The sequence below is a fragment of the Streptomyces sp. NPDC023481 genome (assembly GCF_055560195.1).
Map to the genome: position 1 here is coordinate 1 of NZ_JBVHJE010000012.1, position 14,291 is coordinate 14,291.

Genomic DNA, 14,291 nt, shown 5'->3' on the forward strand with positions numbered 1-14,291 from the left:
CACCGAAGTGGTTCATCGTTCGACTTGCATGTGTTAAGCACGCCGCCAGCGTTCGTCCTGAGCCAGGATCAAACTCTCCGTGAATGTTTTCCCGTGATCGGGATGACACCACGATGAGCGGAACAGTCAGGCGGAATAAGCCCGACCGTTCACAGCGTCCTCGCTGTGTTTTTCAAAGGAACCTCGTCCCGGTCGTGATGACCGATGGACGGGGTATCAACATATCTGGCGTTGACTTTTGGCACGCTGTTGAGTTCTCAAGGAACGGTCGCTTCCTTTGTACTCACCCTCTCGGGCTTTCCTCCGGGCGCTTCCCTTCGGTCTTGCGTTTCCGACTCTATCAGATCTTTTCTCGATCCGATTTCCTCGGTGCTTTCCAGGTTCCCGCTTCCGCGTTTCCCTTTCCGGCGGTTCCGACTTTATCAGAAGTTTTTGGCCGGTCTGACCGGCCGCTCATTTCTGAGTATTCGGAGGGCTTCTCGGAAATGTCGTTCACGACTTTGGAGAAGCGAGTAGATTCTATCGGCTGCCTGCCGGACCTGTCCAGTTCCAGGCAACTGTTTGAATCTACCTCCCCACTCCCTCCGTGTCAACGGCTCTCGCGGGGCGAAGAGGAGACTAGCAGCTCGCGGGAGGCGAGCGCACATCCGGCGGGGTCAGGCCGCCGTGGGGACGGAGGCACTGCGGTCCGCCGCTTCGAGGTCACCGGTCTCGCCGTCGCGCGCCGCGCGACCGCCCATGACGTAGACGTACGCCAGGAACGCCAGCTCGGCGGCGACTCCTGTGCCGATGCGCGCCCAGGTGGGCAGGCCGGACGGGGTGACGAAGCCTTCGATGGCGCCGGAGACGAGCAGGACCAGGGCGAGGCCGATCGCCATGCCGACGGCGGACCGTCCCTCCTCGGCGAGCGCGGCGCGCCGGGTGCGGGGGCCCGGGTCGACGAGGGTCCAGCCGAGGCGCAGGCCCGTGCCGGCGGCGACGAAGACCGCGGTCAGTTCGAGCAGGCCGTGCGGGAGGACCAGGCCGAGGAAGGTGTCGAGGCGGCCGGCCGAGGACATGAGGCCGAAGCCGACACCCAGGTTGAGCATGTTCTGGAAGAGGATCCAGAGGACGGGCAGCCCCAGGAAGACGCCCAGGACCAGGCACATCGCCGCCGCCTGGGCGTTGTTCGTCCAGACCTGGGCGGCGAAGGCGGCCGCGGGATGGCTGGAGTAGTAGGTCTCGTACTCGCCTCCGGGACGGGTCAGCTCGCGCAGCCGGCCGGGCGCCGCGATGGACGACTGCACCTCGGGGTGGGTGCCGATCCACCAGCCCAGAAGGATGGCGATCGCGGTGGAGACGAGTGCCGTGGGCACCCACCAGTGGCGGGTGCGGTAGACGGCGGCCGGGAAACCCCGGCTCAGGAAGCGCGTCACGTCGCGCCATGAGGCGCGGCGGGTGCCGGTGACGGCGCTGCGCGCGCGTGCCACGAGTTGGCTGAGCCGTCCCGTCAGCTGTGGGTCCGGGGCGCTGGACTGGATGAGGGACAGATGCGTGGCGGTGCGCTGGTAGAGGGTGACGAGTTCGTCTGCTTCGGTGCCGGTGAGCCGGCGCCTTCGGCGGAGCAGTGCAGCGAGCCGGTCCCATTCGGCTCGGTGTACGGACACGAAGACGTCCAGGTCCATCGGGTCTGCCTGCTCCTCGGCTGTCGTTCACGGCTCGTTGGAAGCTCGTCGTTGCGGTCAGCTTGTCGTACTGGGGCGCGGTGCGCCCACAGCTTGGCAGACTTGCGGTTCAGGGGGCGGACCAGGGAAGGGCGGCGGGCGTGAGTGAGCTGGTGACGGGCGAGGCGGTGGCCGTTGAGGTGCGGCCCGCGAAGCTGCCGAGCAGGGCGCTGGCCGTGTTGCTCGACCTGGCGTTGACGATGGTCGTGTACCTGGTCGTGGTCGTGCTGCTGGTGGCGTCGACGGCTTCGCTGGACGATGCCGCGCAGGTGGCGTTGTCGATCGCGGCGTTCCTGCTGGTGCTGGTCGGCGGGCCGATAGCCGTCGAGACGCTCAGTCACGGGCGTTCGCTGGGGAAGCTGGCGTTCGGGCTCCGGGTGGTGCGGGACGACGGGGGGCCGATCCGGTTCCGGCACGCGCTGGTGCGGGGCGCGATCGGAGTGGTCGAGATCGTGATGACGTTCGGGGTGGTGGCCTGTATCGCCTCGCTGGTCTCGGCGCGTGGGCGGCGGCTCGGGGACGTGTTCGCCGGCACTCTGGTCGTGCGTGAACGGATACCGGCCGGGCGGACCGGGGTCGTCCCGCCTCCGCAGCCGTGGCTCGCGGGACGGTTCGCCGGACTGGACCTGTCGGCCGTTCCGGACGGGCTGTGGCTCGCCGTCCGTCAGTATCTGACCCGGATGCACCAGCTCGATCCGCAGGTGTCGGCGGACATGGCCCAGCGGCTGGCGGCCGATCTCGTGGGCCGTACCGGGGTGCCGACGCCGCAGGATCTGTCCCCGGTGGTCTTTCTCGTGGCCGTGGTCCACGAGCGGCAGTCCCGCGAGGCCCGGCAGGCGTTCGGCCACGGTGTCGCGGGGTCCGGCGGCTTCCCGCCGCCGGGGGCGCAGCCGGGTGCGCCGGACACGTATCCGGCCCAGGCCGCGTACCCTTCCCCGTCACCGGTCGCGTACCAGTCCCCCGGTGAGCCCGGGCTCTCCCTTGAGGTTCGGGCTTCCTACCGGCCCGACGCCCGCTGGTCGTCGCCACCGCAGGCGCCGCCCGCTCCCGCGCCTGTGCCGCAGAACGGAGAGTCGGGGCGTGAACGGCCGGCCACCGGGTTCGCGCCGCCTGCGTAGCGCGAGCGGGTCAGTCGAGTCTCGACGGGGGTGACTCCAGGTCCTCCAGCTCGATCCCGGGCGCCGCCAGGACCACGTCGCCGGCGATGTGGACGGTGTGCTGTTCGCCGGTGTCCAGGGCTGTGACCTGGTATTCGTCCACGGTCAGGGGTCCGTTGTCAGTGGCGTGTGCTTCGCTGTTCACCAGAGCCCAGGACTGGTCCACGGTGCGGGGGGCGAGGACGGGGTCGGTGAAGGCCACGAGACGTACTCGGGTCGCGGCGGAGGAGGGGGTGAGGCGCAGGAGCCGGGCGGTCGCGACGAGGAACGCGGGGGACGTGCCGGTGAAGGTGTGCGCGCGCACGTTGCCTTCGGTGGCATGGGCGCCGGTGGGGTCGGTGCGGACCCAGGTGACGCCGTCGAGGGCGGCACCGCGCACCTGCCAGCCACCCGCGTGGAGTTCGAGGCGGATGGGGCGGCCGAGGTCGTCCAGGGCGAGATCGACCGAGCCGCGGTCGTCACCGGCGGGGCCGGTCAGCCGCGAGACATAGCGCCAGCCGGACGGGCCGGGGGCGCACTGGAAGTGTTCTTCTGCGAGGGGGGTTCGATCGTGTGGATCGTGGAGCGAATAACGGCCGCGGGGCATGGGGGTCCTGGGTCTTGACGGGCTGGGCCGGCCGACAGCCGTAGGCCGGGTCCAGCAGCCATGGGCCGGGTCGAAAGGGGCAGGCCCCCGGCACGGGGGTGCGGGGGCCTGCCTCTGGGGACCTGCTGTCGGGGGAGTGCGTCGGTGCACCGGCTGCACTCCCCCGGCGGGCCGGCTGGGAAATCGCCGGCTCAGTAGCGGTAGTGGTCCGGCTTGAACGGGCCGTCGACCTCCACGCCGATGTACGCGGCCTGCTCCGGGCGCAGCTTGGTGAGCTTGACGCCGAGTGCGTCCAGGTGGAGGCGGGCGACCTTCTCGTCGAGGTGCTTGGGCAGCACGTAGACGCCGATCGGGTACTCGTCGGGCTTGGTGAACAGCTCGATCTGGGCCAGGGTCTGGTCCGCGAAGGAGTTGGACATCACGAACGACGGGTGGCCGGTGGCGTTGCCCAGGTTCAGCAGGCGGCCCTCGGACAGGACGATGATCACCTTGCCGTCGGGGAACTTCCAGGTGTGGACCTGCGGCTTGACCTCGTCCTTGACGATGCCGGGGATCTTGGCGAGGCCGGCCATGTCGATCTCGTTGTCGAAGTGGCCGATGTTGCCGACGATGGCCTGGTGCTTCATCTTGGCCATGTCCGAGGCCATGATGATGTCCTTGTTGCCGGTCGTGGTGATGAAGATGTCGGCCTTGTCGATGACCTCGTCGAGGGTCGTGACCTGGTAGCCGTCCATCGCGGCCTGGAGCGCGCAGATCGGGTCGATCTCGGTGACGATGACCCGGGCGCCCTGGCCCCGGAGGGACTCGGCGCAGCCCTTGCCCACGTCGCCGTAGCCGCAGACGACGGCGGTCTTGCCGCCGATCAGGACGTCGGTGGCGCGGTTGATGCCGTCGATCAGGGAGTGGCGGCAGCCGTACTTGTTGTCGAACTTCGACTTGGTGACGGCGTCGTTGACGTTGATCGCCGGGAACAGGAGGACGCCGTCGCGCTGCATCTCGTACAGACGGTGGACGCCGGTGGTGGTCTCCTCGGTGACACCGCGGATCTCCGAGGCCAGCTGGGTCCACTTCTGGGGGTTCTCGCCCAGGGTGCGGTGCAGCAGCTGGAGGATGACGCGGTGCTCGTCGGACTCGGCGGTCTCCAGTGCGGGGACCTCACCGGCCTTCTCGTACTCGACGCCCTTGTGGACGAGGAGGGTGGCGTCGCCGCCGTCGTCCAGGATCATGTTCGGGCCGCCAGTGGGGGCGTCCGGCCAGGTCAGCGCCTGCTCGGTGCACCACCAGTACTCCTCCAGGGTCTCGCCCTTCCAGGCGAAGACCGGGATGCCCTGCGGGTTGTCGGGCGTGCCGTTCGGGCCGACGGCGATGGCGGCAGCCGCGTGGTCCTGGGTGGAGAAGATGTTGCAGGAGGCCCAGCGGACCTGCGCGCCGAGGGCGGCCAGGGTCTCGATGAGCACGGCGGTCTGCACGGTCATGTGCAGCGAGCCGGTGATGCGGGCGCCGGCGAGGGGCTGGGCCTCGGCGTACTCCTTGCGGATCGCCATCAGGCCGGGCATCTCGTGCTCGGCGAGGGTGATCTCCTTGCGGCCGAACTCGGCCAGCGAGAGGTCGGCGACCTTGAAGTCCTGTCGGTTCTCGACAGTCGTCATTGCGAGCTGCTCCTCGGGGTTGGGGCGAGGTGGGTACGGCTGGTCTGCGCGGCGGCGGACACAGGGGTGCCCGAGAAGAGGACACAGGCATGCCCGCGTGCGCGCAGCGCAGTCCGTCGGAGGCCCTCTCTCCCTCGGTCGGTCCGCTGGGGACCGCCCGACCGCCATCAGCAGCGACGTCTGGCTCCGTCCCAAGCTACACCGGACGGCCCGGTCGGCCCCAGCCCGCCTGGGCATCCGCGGGGTCGTATTCAGGGCAGGCGCGGGCCCGGGGCCGGGAGGGGCGCGGGTGCCGGAGGGCGTGCGGAATCCGTGGAGACGGGCCGGTCAGACCCGCGCGAACAGGACTTTCACGGCTTCGAGTGGGGGGTGGGGTGGTGCAGGATGCAGGGGGCCGGGAGTACCGGTTCCGCTCGCGTGGTGTCGGGGACGACACCCCGTGCGACGACAGTGTGAGGAGACCGATGTGACCAGTCCGGCCGGGCCGCCCGCCACGGGTGGCCGCGATGACGGGGGGCTTCCGCTGCGGCTGCTGGCGGTGACCGCCTGCCCGACCGGCATCGCGCACACCTACATGGCGGCGGAGAAGCTCGCGCAGGCCGCCGCCAGCCGGGGCATCGAGATGAAGGTGGAGACGCAGGGATCCATCGGGGCCGAGAACGTCCTCGATGACAACGATGTCAGCAACGCCGACGGCGTGATCGTCGCCGCCGACAAGGACGTCGACCTGAGCCGTTTCGTGGGGAAGCGGGTGCTCAGGGTCGGGGTGGCCGAGGGCGTACGCCACCCGGAGCAGCTGATCGAGCGGGTGCGGTCGGCGCCCGTGTACCGGGCGGACGGGGCCGGTGACGGCCCGGGGGTGACCGCGCCGGGCGGGGGTGGGGAGCGGGGCGCGGTGTACAAGGCGCTGATGAACGGCGTGTCGTACATGATCCCGTTCGTGGTGGTCGGCGGGCTGCTGATCGCGGTCTCCCTCGCGCTCGGCGGCCATGCCACGGCCAAGGGCTACGTGATCCCGGAGGGCACCTTCTGGGCGCACGTCAACGCGGTCGGCGGGATCGGCTTCCAGCTGATGATCCCGGTCCTGTCCGGCTACATCGCCTACGCCATCGCCGACCGGCCCGCGCTGGTGCCGGGCATGATCGGCGGCTGGATCGCCAACACGGGCGCGCTCTACGGCTCCAAGGCCGGCGCGGGCTTCATCGGGGCGATCGTGACCGGGTTCCTCGCCGGGTACCTGGTGCTGTGGATCAGAAAGGTCCGGGTGCCGAAGTTCGTGCAGCCGATCATGCCGATCATCGTGATCCCCATCGTGGCGACGACGGCGCTCGGGCTGTTCTTCATCTACGTCATCGGCAAGCCGATCTCCTGGGTGTTCGAGCATCTGACGAGCTGGCTCGGCGGGATGACCGGAACCAGCGCGGTCCTGCTCGGGGCGATCCTGGGCCTGATGATCGCGTTCGACATGGGCGGGCCGGTCAACAAGACGGCGTTCCTGTTCGGGGCCGGTCTCATCGCGAGCGGCAACCAGACGGTGATGGGCATGTGCGCGGCGGCCATCCCGGTGATGCCGCTCGGTCAGGGGCTGGCCACGCTGGTCCGCCGGCGGCTGTACACCGAGCAGGAGCGGGAGACGGGGCTCGCGGCCCTGTTCATGGGCTGCTTCGGTATCTCGGAGGGCGCCATCCCGTTCGCCGCGGCACGGCCGGCGCAGGTCATCCCGGCGAACATGCTGGGCGGCGCGGTGGCCGGCGCGGTCGCGGGGCTGGCCGGGGTGGAGGACGCGGTGCCGCACGGCGGTCCGATCGTGGCGGTGCTGGGCGCGGTGAGCGGGGTGCCGGTGTTCTTCGTGGCCGTGGCGATCGGCACGGTGGTGACGGCGTTGACGACGGTGGCCCTGGTCGATGTGAGCGTGCGCCGGGGGCGTACAGCGGACGCGGGAGAGGAGGCCGAGGGTGCCGGGATGGTCGTACCGGGACAGGCGGGGCCCGAGCTCTCGCCGGTCGGGGCCGCTGCGGTCGGGGCGAGGGCGGCGCAGCAGGGTCCGGTCGCCGGGAGTACGGCGGCCGGGGCCGCGGGGGTGCGCGGGCCCGAGGTGCTGTCCGGGTATCTGACCGAGCGGACCGTGCGGGTGGAGCTCGGGGCGGCGGAGAAGGGGGCCGCGATCCGGGAGATGGCGCAGCTGCTGGCGCGCAGTGGCCGGGTCGCCGATGTGGCCGAGCTGGTGGCGACCGCGCTGCGGCGCGAGGAGCAGGGGACCACCGGGCTCGGCGAGGAGATCGCGATACCGCACGCCAAGACGGACGCGGTGACGGCGCCGGTCGTCGGCTTCGCACGGTCGGCGGAAGGCGTCGAGTGGGGTTCGCTGGACGGTACGAAGGCCCGGCTGGTCTTCATGATCGCCGTACCGGAGGCCGCCGCCGGTGACGAGCACCTGCGGATCCTCGCGCTGCTGTCCCGCAGGCTGATGGACCCCGGGTTCCGTGAGCGGCTGCTCGCGGCGCCGGACGAGCGGGCGGTGCTGGACGTGCTGGCCGAGGTCGAGTGAGAGCCGGGCCTGACGGCGGCTGAGGAGGAAGGCCCGTACGGCACCGGTCCCGCCCCGTGGAGCGGGACCGGTGCCGGTCAGTGCCCGGCGGGGTGGGGGGTCGGGCCGCCCGGAGTCGCCTCCGGGTCCGGGCCCTTGGCGGCCTCGGCCTCGCTGTAGATGTCGGGCTCCAGGTAGATGACGCGGGCGATGGGAACGGCGGCGCGAGTGCGGGCCTCGGCGGCGTTGATGGCGCGCGCGACCTCGGCGGCCGTGTCGTCGTGCCGCACGGCGATCTTGGCGGCGATCAGCAGTTCCTCGGGGCCGAGGTGCAGCGTGCGCATGTGGATGATGCCGGTGACCGTGTGGCCGTCGACGATCGCGGCCTCGATCTTCCTGACGTCCTCGATGCCGGCGGCCTCGCCGAGCAGCAGCGACTTGGTCTCGGCGGCCAGCACCAGGGCGATCAGGACGAGCAGGACGCCGATGCAGACGGTGCCGATGCCGTCCCAGACGCCGTTGCCGGTGAGCACGGCGAGGCCGACACCGGCGAGGGCGAGGGCCAGACCGATGAGCGCGCCGAAGTCCTCCAGCAGGACGACGGGCAGCTCGGGCGCCTTGGCGCGGCGGATGAACTGGGCCCAGGAGAGCTTGCCGCGCAGTTCGTTGGACTCCCGTATGGCCGTCCGGAAGGAGAAGCCCTCGGCGAGGATCGCGAAGACGAGGACGCCGACCGGCCAGTACCAGTGCTCCAGTTGGTGCGGGTGGCGGATCTTCTCGTAGCCCTCGTAGATCGCGAACATGCCGCCGACGGAGAAGAGCACGATCGAGACGAGGAAGGCGTAGATGAACCGCTCGCGGCCGTAGCCGAAGGGGTGCTGCGGGGTCGCCTCGCGCTGCGCCTTCTTGCCGCCGACGAGCAGCAGGAACTGGTTGCCGGAGTCGGCGAGCGAGTGGACGCCCTCGGCGAGCATCGAGGAGGAGCCGCTGAACGCGAACGCCACGAACTTCGATGCCGCGATCGCGAGATTGGCGCCGAGTGCCGCCACGATCGCCTTGGTACCGCCTGACGCGCTCATGTGTCCGCGTTGTCCCTTCGCCTCTGTCGCTCGTGGCTCCGTCCAGGCGTGTGCCCGGTTTTGCCCGGCCTTTGCCGGTGGGCCATTCTTGCAGCCCGGCCGGGCACCGGCGCGTCAGGTATCCACAACCCCGGTCATATGATCCGCAGACCGTCCAGGGTCCTGGTCATACGATCACCGTGGCGCGGAAGACCGTGCCCGCGCCCGAGATCTCCGCCCGCTCGCCGGCCGGGACGAAGACGGACTGGCCGGGGCGCAGTTCGTGTTCGCCCGCGCGGACGGCACCGGCCGTGCAGAGCAGGATCTGCGGGGTGTCCCGGGTGAGGTCGTGGGTGCTGCCGCCGGCGGGAAGGACGTACCGGGAGAGCCGGAACTCGTCTGTCGGCGTCTCGTAGACCTCCTCGCCGTCCGGGGAGGCCTCGGGGCGCAGCACGCCCGGGTCGGCCGGCTCGAAGCGGACGATCCGCAGGAGTTCCGGGACGTCGACGTGCTTCGGGGTCAGGCCGCAGCGCAGGACGTTGTCGGAGTTGGCCATGATCTCGACGCCGAGGCCGCTCAGGTAGGCGTGCGGGATGCCGGCGCCGAGGAACAGGGCCTCGCCGGGCTGCAGGCGGACGTGGTTGAGCAGCATGGCCGCGATGACACCGGGGTCGCCCGGGTAGTGGTGGGCGATGTCGGCGTAGGGGGTGTAGGCGCCGCCGAGGCGGGTGCAGACGGCCGTCGCCTCGGCGACCGTGTGGGCCATCTCCTGCGGGTCGGCGCTGAGGATCGCGGTGAGCACCTCGCGCAGGGCCGCGTCCCCGGGACGGGCGTGCAGCAGGTCGACGTACGGCTTGAGGGAGTCGACACCGAGCCCGTCGAGCAGGTCGGCGGCCCGGGCCGGGTCGCGGAAGCCGCACAGGCCGTCGAACTCGGTGAGCGCGCAGATCAGTTCGGGCTTGTGGTTGGCGTCCTTGTAGTTGCGGTGCGGGGCGTCGACCGGGATGCCGCGCCGCTCCTCGTCGGCGTAACCCTCCTCGGCCTGCTTGAGGTCGGGGTGCACCTGGAGGGACAGGGGCGCGCCGGCGGCGAGGATCTTGAGCAGGAACGGCAGGCGCGGGCCGAACCTGGCGACCGCGCGGGCGCCGAGTTCGCGCTCCGGGTCGGCCTCGATGACCTCGACGAGGGTGCCGCGCGCGGTGCGCGAGGGGGCGCCGGGGTGCGCGCCCATCCACATCTCCGCCTGGGGTTCGCCGGTCGGCTCGACGCCGAGGAGGTGCGGGAGGGCGGTGGGGGAACCCCAGGCGTAGGGGCGGACGGTGTTGTCGAGGCGGTCCATGTCTCTTCTCTGTCTCCGGTACGTACGCTGCTCGGCCGGCGCTGCCGCTTGCGCTCGCGCCACGGGCGGGCGCGGGCGGCCGGCCTGGAGTCAGATCAGGCCCCCGAAGCGAGCGCCAGGTAAACGGCGGCGAAATCCGTGACGGCGATCAGTTCCGCGAGGGTCTCCAGTTCGCCGCCCTCCTCCGGTTCGAGTTCGCTGATCGGCGTGTCGTGGCTGAGGGCCACGTCACGGGCGGTGGGGGCGGCGGTGAGTCCGCCGATCGGGCGGTCGCGGAGCAGCACCACGCGCGCGTGCAGCGCGGGCGGCTCCTCCACGCGGTCGCGGAAGAAGTCGTCCGGGTCGGCGCTGGCGGCGAGCGGGCCGGCCAGCAGGGCGCTGTGCGCGGCGAGCGCCTCGGGCAGTTCGGCGACCAGGGCGGGGCGGCCGGCGAGTTCGGCGAGGGCGGCGGCGAACCGGCGGCCCGCCGGACCGGCCGAGGTGCCCTCCGTCCACACCACGGGCAGGGAGTCGGCCAGCTCGGCGGCGAGGGTCTTGGCGGGGTTGCTGTAGGTCGCGATGGCGGGGCCGCAGCGCTCGGCGACGTGGTCCAGGCGGTCGGCGACCTTCTCCAGGGCGTCCGGCGGGGCGGTGATCAGGCCGATCCGGCCCAGCAGCGTCAGCAGCGGGGTCAGCAGCGCCCAGAAGACGCCCGGGGCGGACGCGGTGAGCGGTTGCTCCTGGTCGTAGGGTGCCGTCGCCATCGGTACGAACAGGCCGTGCGCGCCGGCGATCGCCTCGGCGAGCGGGGTGTCCGGCGGGGCCACGGCGACGACCGAGCAGCCGCGGCGGTAGGCCTGGTCGGCGAGGAGGGAGAGGCTCGGTTCGGTGCCGTCCGGGGTGGCGATCAGCAGCAGGTCCACGGAGCCGGCCCAGCCCGGCAGCTCCCAGCGCAGGGCGCCCGCGGCCGGGGCGACGCCGATGGGGGCCAGCCGGACCACGGGGCTGCCGGGGCCGGCCAGCGTGCCGAGGAGGTCGGCGGTGTGGGTGGCCGCGGCGCCGGGGCCGGCGATGAGGACCGCGCGGGGGCGGCCGTCCGGCTTGAGGGCGCCGATGCCGGCCTCGGCGGCGAGCCGGGCGGCGGTGCGGACGCGGGCGCCCGCCTCCGCCGCGCCCCGCAGCAGGCCGCGGTGGTCGGCCTCGGCGAGGCCCTGCGGAGTGTCGAGCAGCGATTCGTCCAGCATGGGCGGCAGCCTCCGGTCGCCGGGGATCTCGGGGTCCTACGCGCTGCGGGGCCTGGTCACTCGGGGCGGCGGGCCTCGTCGACCAGCAGGACGGGGATGCCGTCGCGGACGGGGTAGGCGAGGCCGCAGTCCTCTCCCGTACAGACCAGCTCGGTGTCCTGCTCCTTCAGGGGGGCGTGGCAGGCCGGGCAGGCGAGGATCTCCAGGAGGCCGGCTTCGAGCGCCATGGGGTGTCCCTTCGGGGGGCGGGTGTGTCTGTGGATATGCCTGGTCAGCGTACCGCTGTCGGGCAGGGCGCTCAGCCCCTGATGATCGCCAGTGCCTCGTCGCGGATCTTCGTCATCGTGGCCTCGTCCCTGGCCTCGGCGTTCAGGCGCAGGAGGGGCTCGGTGTTGGACGGGCGGACGTTGAACCACCAGTCGTCCCCGGCGACCGTGAGGCCGTCGAGGTCGTCGAGGGTGACGCCGGGGCGGCCCTCGTACGCGGCGCGGATCGCGGCGAGGCGGGCGGACTGGTCGGCGACGGTGGAGTTGATCTCGCCGGAGCCGGTGTAGCGGTCGTACTGGGCGACCAGGGCGGACAGCGGGCCCTGCTGGCCGCCGAGGGCCGCGAGGACGTGCAGGGCGGCCAGCATGCCCGTGTCGGCGTTCCAGAAGTCCTTGAAGTAGTAGTGGGCCGAGTGCTCGCCGCCGAAGATGGCGCCGGTGCGGGCCATCTCGGCCTTGATGAAGGAGTGGCCGACCCGGGTGCGGGCCGGGGTGCCGCCGTTCTCCCGGACGACCTCCGGGACCGTACGGGACGTGATCAGGTTGTGGATGACCGTGCCCCTGCCGCCGTTGCGCGCGAGTTCGCGGGCGGCGACCAGGGCGGTGATCGCGGACGGGGAGACCGGGTCGCCGTTCTCGTCCACGACGAAGCAGCGGTCGGCGTCGCCGTCGAAGGCGATGCCGAGGTCGGCGCCCTCCGCCGGGACCCGCTTCTGCAGGTCCACGAGGTTGGCCGGGTCGAGCGGGTTGGCCTCGTGGTTGGGGAAGGTGCCGTCCAGTTCGAAGTACATCGGGACGAGGGTCAGGGGCAGGCCGGCGAAGACCGTGGGGACCGTGTGGCCGCCCATGCCGTTGCCGGCGTCGACCACGACCTTCAGGGGGCGGATGGAGGCCAGGTCGACGAGGGAGCGGAGGTGCGCCGCGTACTCCTCCAACGTCTCGCGTGACGAGAGGGTTCCCGGCCGGTCAACGGGTTCCGGGGCGCCCTGCGCCAGCCAGCGCTCGGCCAGCTCGCGGATCTGCGTGAGGCCCGTGTCCTGGCCGACGGGGGCGGCGCCCGCGCGGCACAGCTTGATGCCGTTGTACCGGGCCGGGTTGTGGGAGGCCGTGAACATCGCGCCCGGGAGGTTCAGCGCGCCGGAGGCGTAGTACAGCTGGTCCGTGGAGCACAGGCCGATCTCGGTGACGTCCGCACCGCGGTCCGCCGCGCCGCGCGCGAAGGCGCGGGACAGGCCGGGGGACGAGGGCCGCATGTCGTGGCCGACGACGATGGCCGTCGCCCCGGTGACCTCCGCGAAGGCGGCGCCGAAGAGCCCGGCCAGGGTCTCGTCCCACTGGTCCGGAACCACTCCGCGCACGTCGTACGCCTTCACGATCTGCGACAGATCAGCAGACACGGCCAACCCTCCTGAAGTCCTATGGGTGCCCACAAACTACCCGTCGGGAGTAAGGGCGCGGTGTGCGTACACCGTGCGGACCCCCGTTGGGTCCCCGTCGTCAACGCCCGGAAGGGCCGAACCGTTACTCCGGTGGAGGGTGGCGCTCAGTTGTCCGGGGAGCGCAGCACCCTCAGGTGGCCGCGGCGGGCGACCTCCATGGGGTCCGCGCCGCGGCTGCCGCCGCCGCCCGCCTCGGCCGCGCGCTCCTGGGGGCGGGCCGCCTCGCGCACGGCGTTGGCAAGCGCTTCCAGGTCGTCTCCGCTGGGCCGCGCGGGCGCGGAGGCGTCCAGGAGTCGTACGACCTCCCAGCCGCGCGGGGCGGTGAGGCGCTCCGAGTGCTCGGCGCACAGGTCGTAGCAGTGGGGTTCGGCGTAGGTGGCGAGCGGGCCGAGGACCGCGGTCGAGTCGGCGTAGACGTACGTCAGCGTCGCGACGGCGGGTCGGCCGCAGGCGGTGCGCGAACAGCGACGTACAGGGCTCACGACGTTGGACGGTACCGCACTCTTGAGCGGGCCGCGACGACTCTCCCCCAGGTCACTCCCCCGTGTCGTGCTGTGAGACGCCCCACATACCCCTTCGGGCAGGGCCTGTTGACCTGCGTGGACGGGGGCGCGGCGGGCGCCGGGCGGGGCGGCGTCCGGTCATGAGTCGGTACAAACACCGTCAATTGGCTTGAGTCGGTGGTCTCGGAGAGTTACGGAAACGAGCCAGACCTTGGCCGGAATGGTCATCCTGCGACAGGGGGGCCGTGGGCCGGTTGGCGCGTGGAGCCGGACGGGCGGAGGGCGCGGGGACTACGCTTCGTCAGTGATGGACAACCGTGTACCGCCCCGTGCCGCCGGCCCTGGGCCCCGCCGCCGTGACCGCCACGGGCGGGGCATGCGGGGGCCGATCGCCCCGCCGCAGGTGCCGCTGGCCGCGAGCCGTGCCGAGGTGTTCGCGGACCTGGTGCAGGACTCCGTGGAGCGTCTCGAGCGGCGGTGGCCGCAGCTGGCCGACATCGATTTCCTGGTGCTGGAGGTGCCCCGGCTGGAGGGGCCGGCGGATCAGGTGCCGTGGTCGGACGACGCGGTTCCGCTCGGCGGGACCGTCCCCGCGCGGGACGGGCGGCGGGCCCGGGTGGTCGTGTACCGGCGGCCGGTGGAGATCCGGACCAAGGGGCGGGACGAGCGGGCCGCGCTGGTCCACGAGGTGGTGGTGGAGCAGGTGGCGGAGCTGCTCGGGCTGACGCCGGAGACGGTGGATCCCCGGTACGGCGAGGACTAGGTCCTTTCTCTCGGATCAGGTCGGCTCGGGATGGCGGTGTCTTTCGGCCGACCCTGCCCCGCGACCCCGGCAGGATCC

Annotated in this window: 12 protein-coding genes and 1 rRNA gene; 3 read left to right on the plus strand and 10 right to left on the minus strand. The window is 71.8% G+C overall.

Features of this window, described 5'->3' with window-relative positions; all coding sequences use genetic code 11:
• Together ACZ3ZD_RS22765 and ACZ3ZD_RS22770 are read right to left on the minus strand one after the other, a co-directional pair.
• Window positions 1-84: ribosomal RNA gene (locus ACZ3ZD_RS22765) — 16S ribosomal RNA — on the minus strand; the annotation flags it as partial.
• A gap of 572 nt (window positions 85-656) precedes the next feature.
• Window positions 657-1,664 (minus strand): stage II sporulation protein M, encoded by a 1,008-nt coding sequence (locus ACZ3ZD_RS22770; RefSeq protein WP_467400219.1) that lies wholly within the window; start codon window positions 1,662-1,664, stop codon window positions 657-659.
• A 140-nt stretch (window positions 1,665-1,804) separates the two neighbouring features.
• Here ACZ3ZD_RS22770 and ACZ3ZD_RS22775 point away from each other — a divergent pair, with 140 nt between their 5' ends.
• Window positions 1,805-2,821, plus strand: a complete 1,017-nt coding sequence (locus ACZ3ZD_RS22775; RefSeq protein WP_467400220.1) for an RDD family protein — start codon at window positions 1,805-1,807, stop codon at window positions 2,819-2,821.
• Between the two features lie 10 nt (window positions 2,822-2,831).
• On the opposite strand, the gene ACZ3ZD_RS22780 is transcribed toward ACZ3ZD_RS22775, so the two are convergent.
• Together ACZ3ZD_RS22780 and ahcY are read right to left on the minus strand one after the other, a co-directional pair.
• Window positions 2,832-3,446, minus strand: a complete 615-nt coding sequence (locus ACZ3ZD_RS22780; protein WP_467400223.1) for a hypothetical protein — start codon at window positions 3,444-3,446, stop codon at window positions 2,832-2,834.
• A 191-nt stretch (window positions 3,447-3,637) separates the two neighbouring features.
• On the minus strand, window positions 3,638-5,095 hold the full coding sequence (gene ahcY / locus ACZ3ZD_RS22785) for an adenosylhomocysteinase (protein ID WP_467400225.1): 1,458 nt from the start codon (window positions 5,093-5,095) through the stop codon (window positions 3,638-3,640).
• Between the two features lie 466 nt (window positions 5,096-5,561).
• On the opposite strand from ahcY, the gene ACZ3ZD_RS22790 reads away from it, so the two are divergent.
• Window positions 5,562-7,643 carry a fructose-specific PTS transporter subunit EIIC gene (locus ACZ3ZD_RS22790; RefSeq protein ID WP_467400228.1) on the plus strand — a complete coding sequence of 694 codons (2,082 nt, stop codon included), beginning with the start codon at window positions 5,562-5,564 and terminating at the stop codon, window positions 7,641-7,643.
• 77 nt (window positions 7,644-7,720) lie between these two features.
• Here ACZ3ZD_RS22790 and ACZ3ZD_RS22795 read toward each other — a convergent pair whose 3' ends face one another.
• The 6 genes from ACZ3ZD_RS22795 to ACZ3ZD_RS22820 form a co-directional block, all read right to left on the minus strand.
• The gene (locus ACZ3ZD_RS22795) at window positions 7,721-8,701 is read right to left on the minus strand and encodes a cation diffusion facilitator family transporter (RefSeq protein ID WP_467400230.1); all 981 of its coding nucleotides are present in this window, start codon (window positions 8,699-8,701) and stop codon (window positions 7,721-7,723) included.
• A gap of 166 nt (window positions 8,702-8,867) precedes the next feature.
• Entirely contained in the window at window positions 8,868-10,019 is a 1,152-nt protein-coding gene (manA, locus tag ACZ3ZD_RS22800) for a mannose-6-phosphate isomerase, class I (RefSeq protein ID WP_467400232.1), read from the minus strand.
• A gap of 95 nt (window positions 10,020-10,114) precedes the next feature.
• Window positions 10,115-11,242 (minus strand): SIS domain-containing protein, encoded by a 1,128-nt coding sequence (locus ACZ3ZD_RS22805; protein WP_467400235.1) that lies wholly within the window; start codon window positions 11,240-11,242, stop codon window positions 10,115-10,117.
• 56 nt (window positions 11,243-11,298) lie between these two features.
• Window positions 11,299-11,469: a Trm112 family protein gene (locus tag ACZ3ZD_RS22810; RefSeq protein WP_467400237.1), complete on the minus strand. Its 171-nt coding sequence runs from the start codon at window positions 11,467-11,469 to the stop codon at window positions 11,299-11,301.
• A gap of 71 nt (window positions 11,470-11,540) precedes the next feature.
• Complete coding sequence (locus ACZ3ZD_RS22815) at window positions 11,541-12,905, minus strand: phosphomannomutase/phosphoglucomutase (protein ID WP_467400240.1); 1,365 nt, start codon at window positions 12,903-12,905, stop codon at window positions 11,541-11,543.
• A gap of 146 nt (window positions 12,906-13,051) precedes the next feature.
• A complete protein-coding gene (locus tag ACZ3ZD_RS22820) occupies window positions 13,052-13,429 on the minus strand; it encodes a DUF3499 domain-containing protein (protein WP_467400242.1) in 378 nt (125 codons plus the stop codon).
• Window positions 13,430-13,757: 328 nt separating this feature from the next.
• On the opposite strand from ACZ3ZD_RS22820, the gene ACZ3ZD_RS22825 reads away from it, so the two are divergent.
• Complete coding sequence (locus tag ACZ3ZD_RS22825; RefSeq protein ID WP_467400816.1) at window positions 13,758-14,213, plus strand: metallopeptidase family protein; 456 nt, start codon at window positions 13,758-13,760, stop codon at window positions 14,211-14,213.
• The last annotated feature ends 78 nt before the right edge of the window (window positions 14,214-14,291 follow it).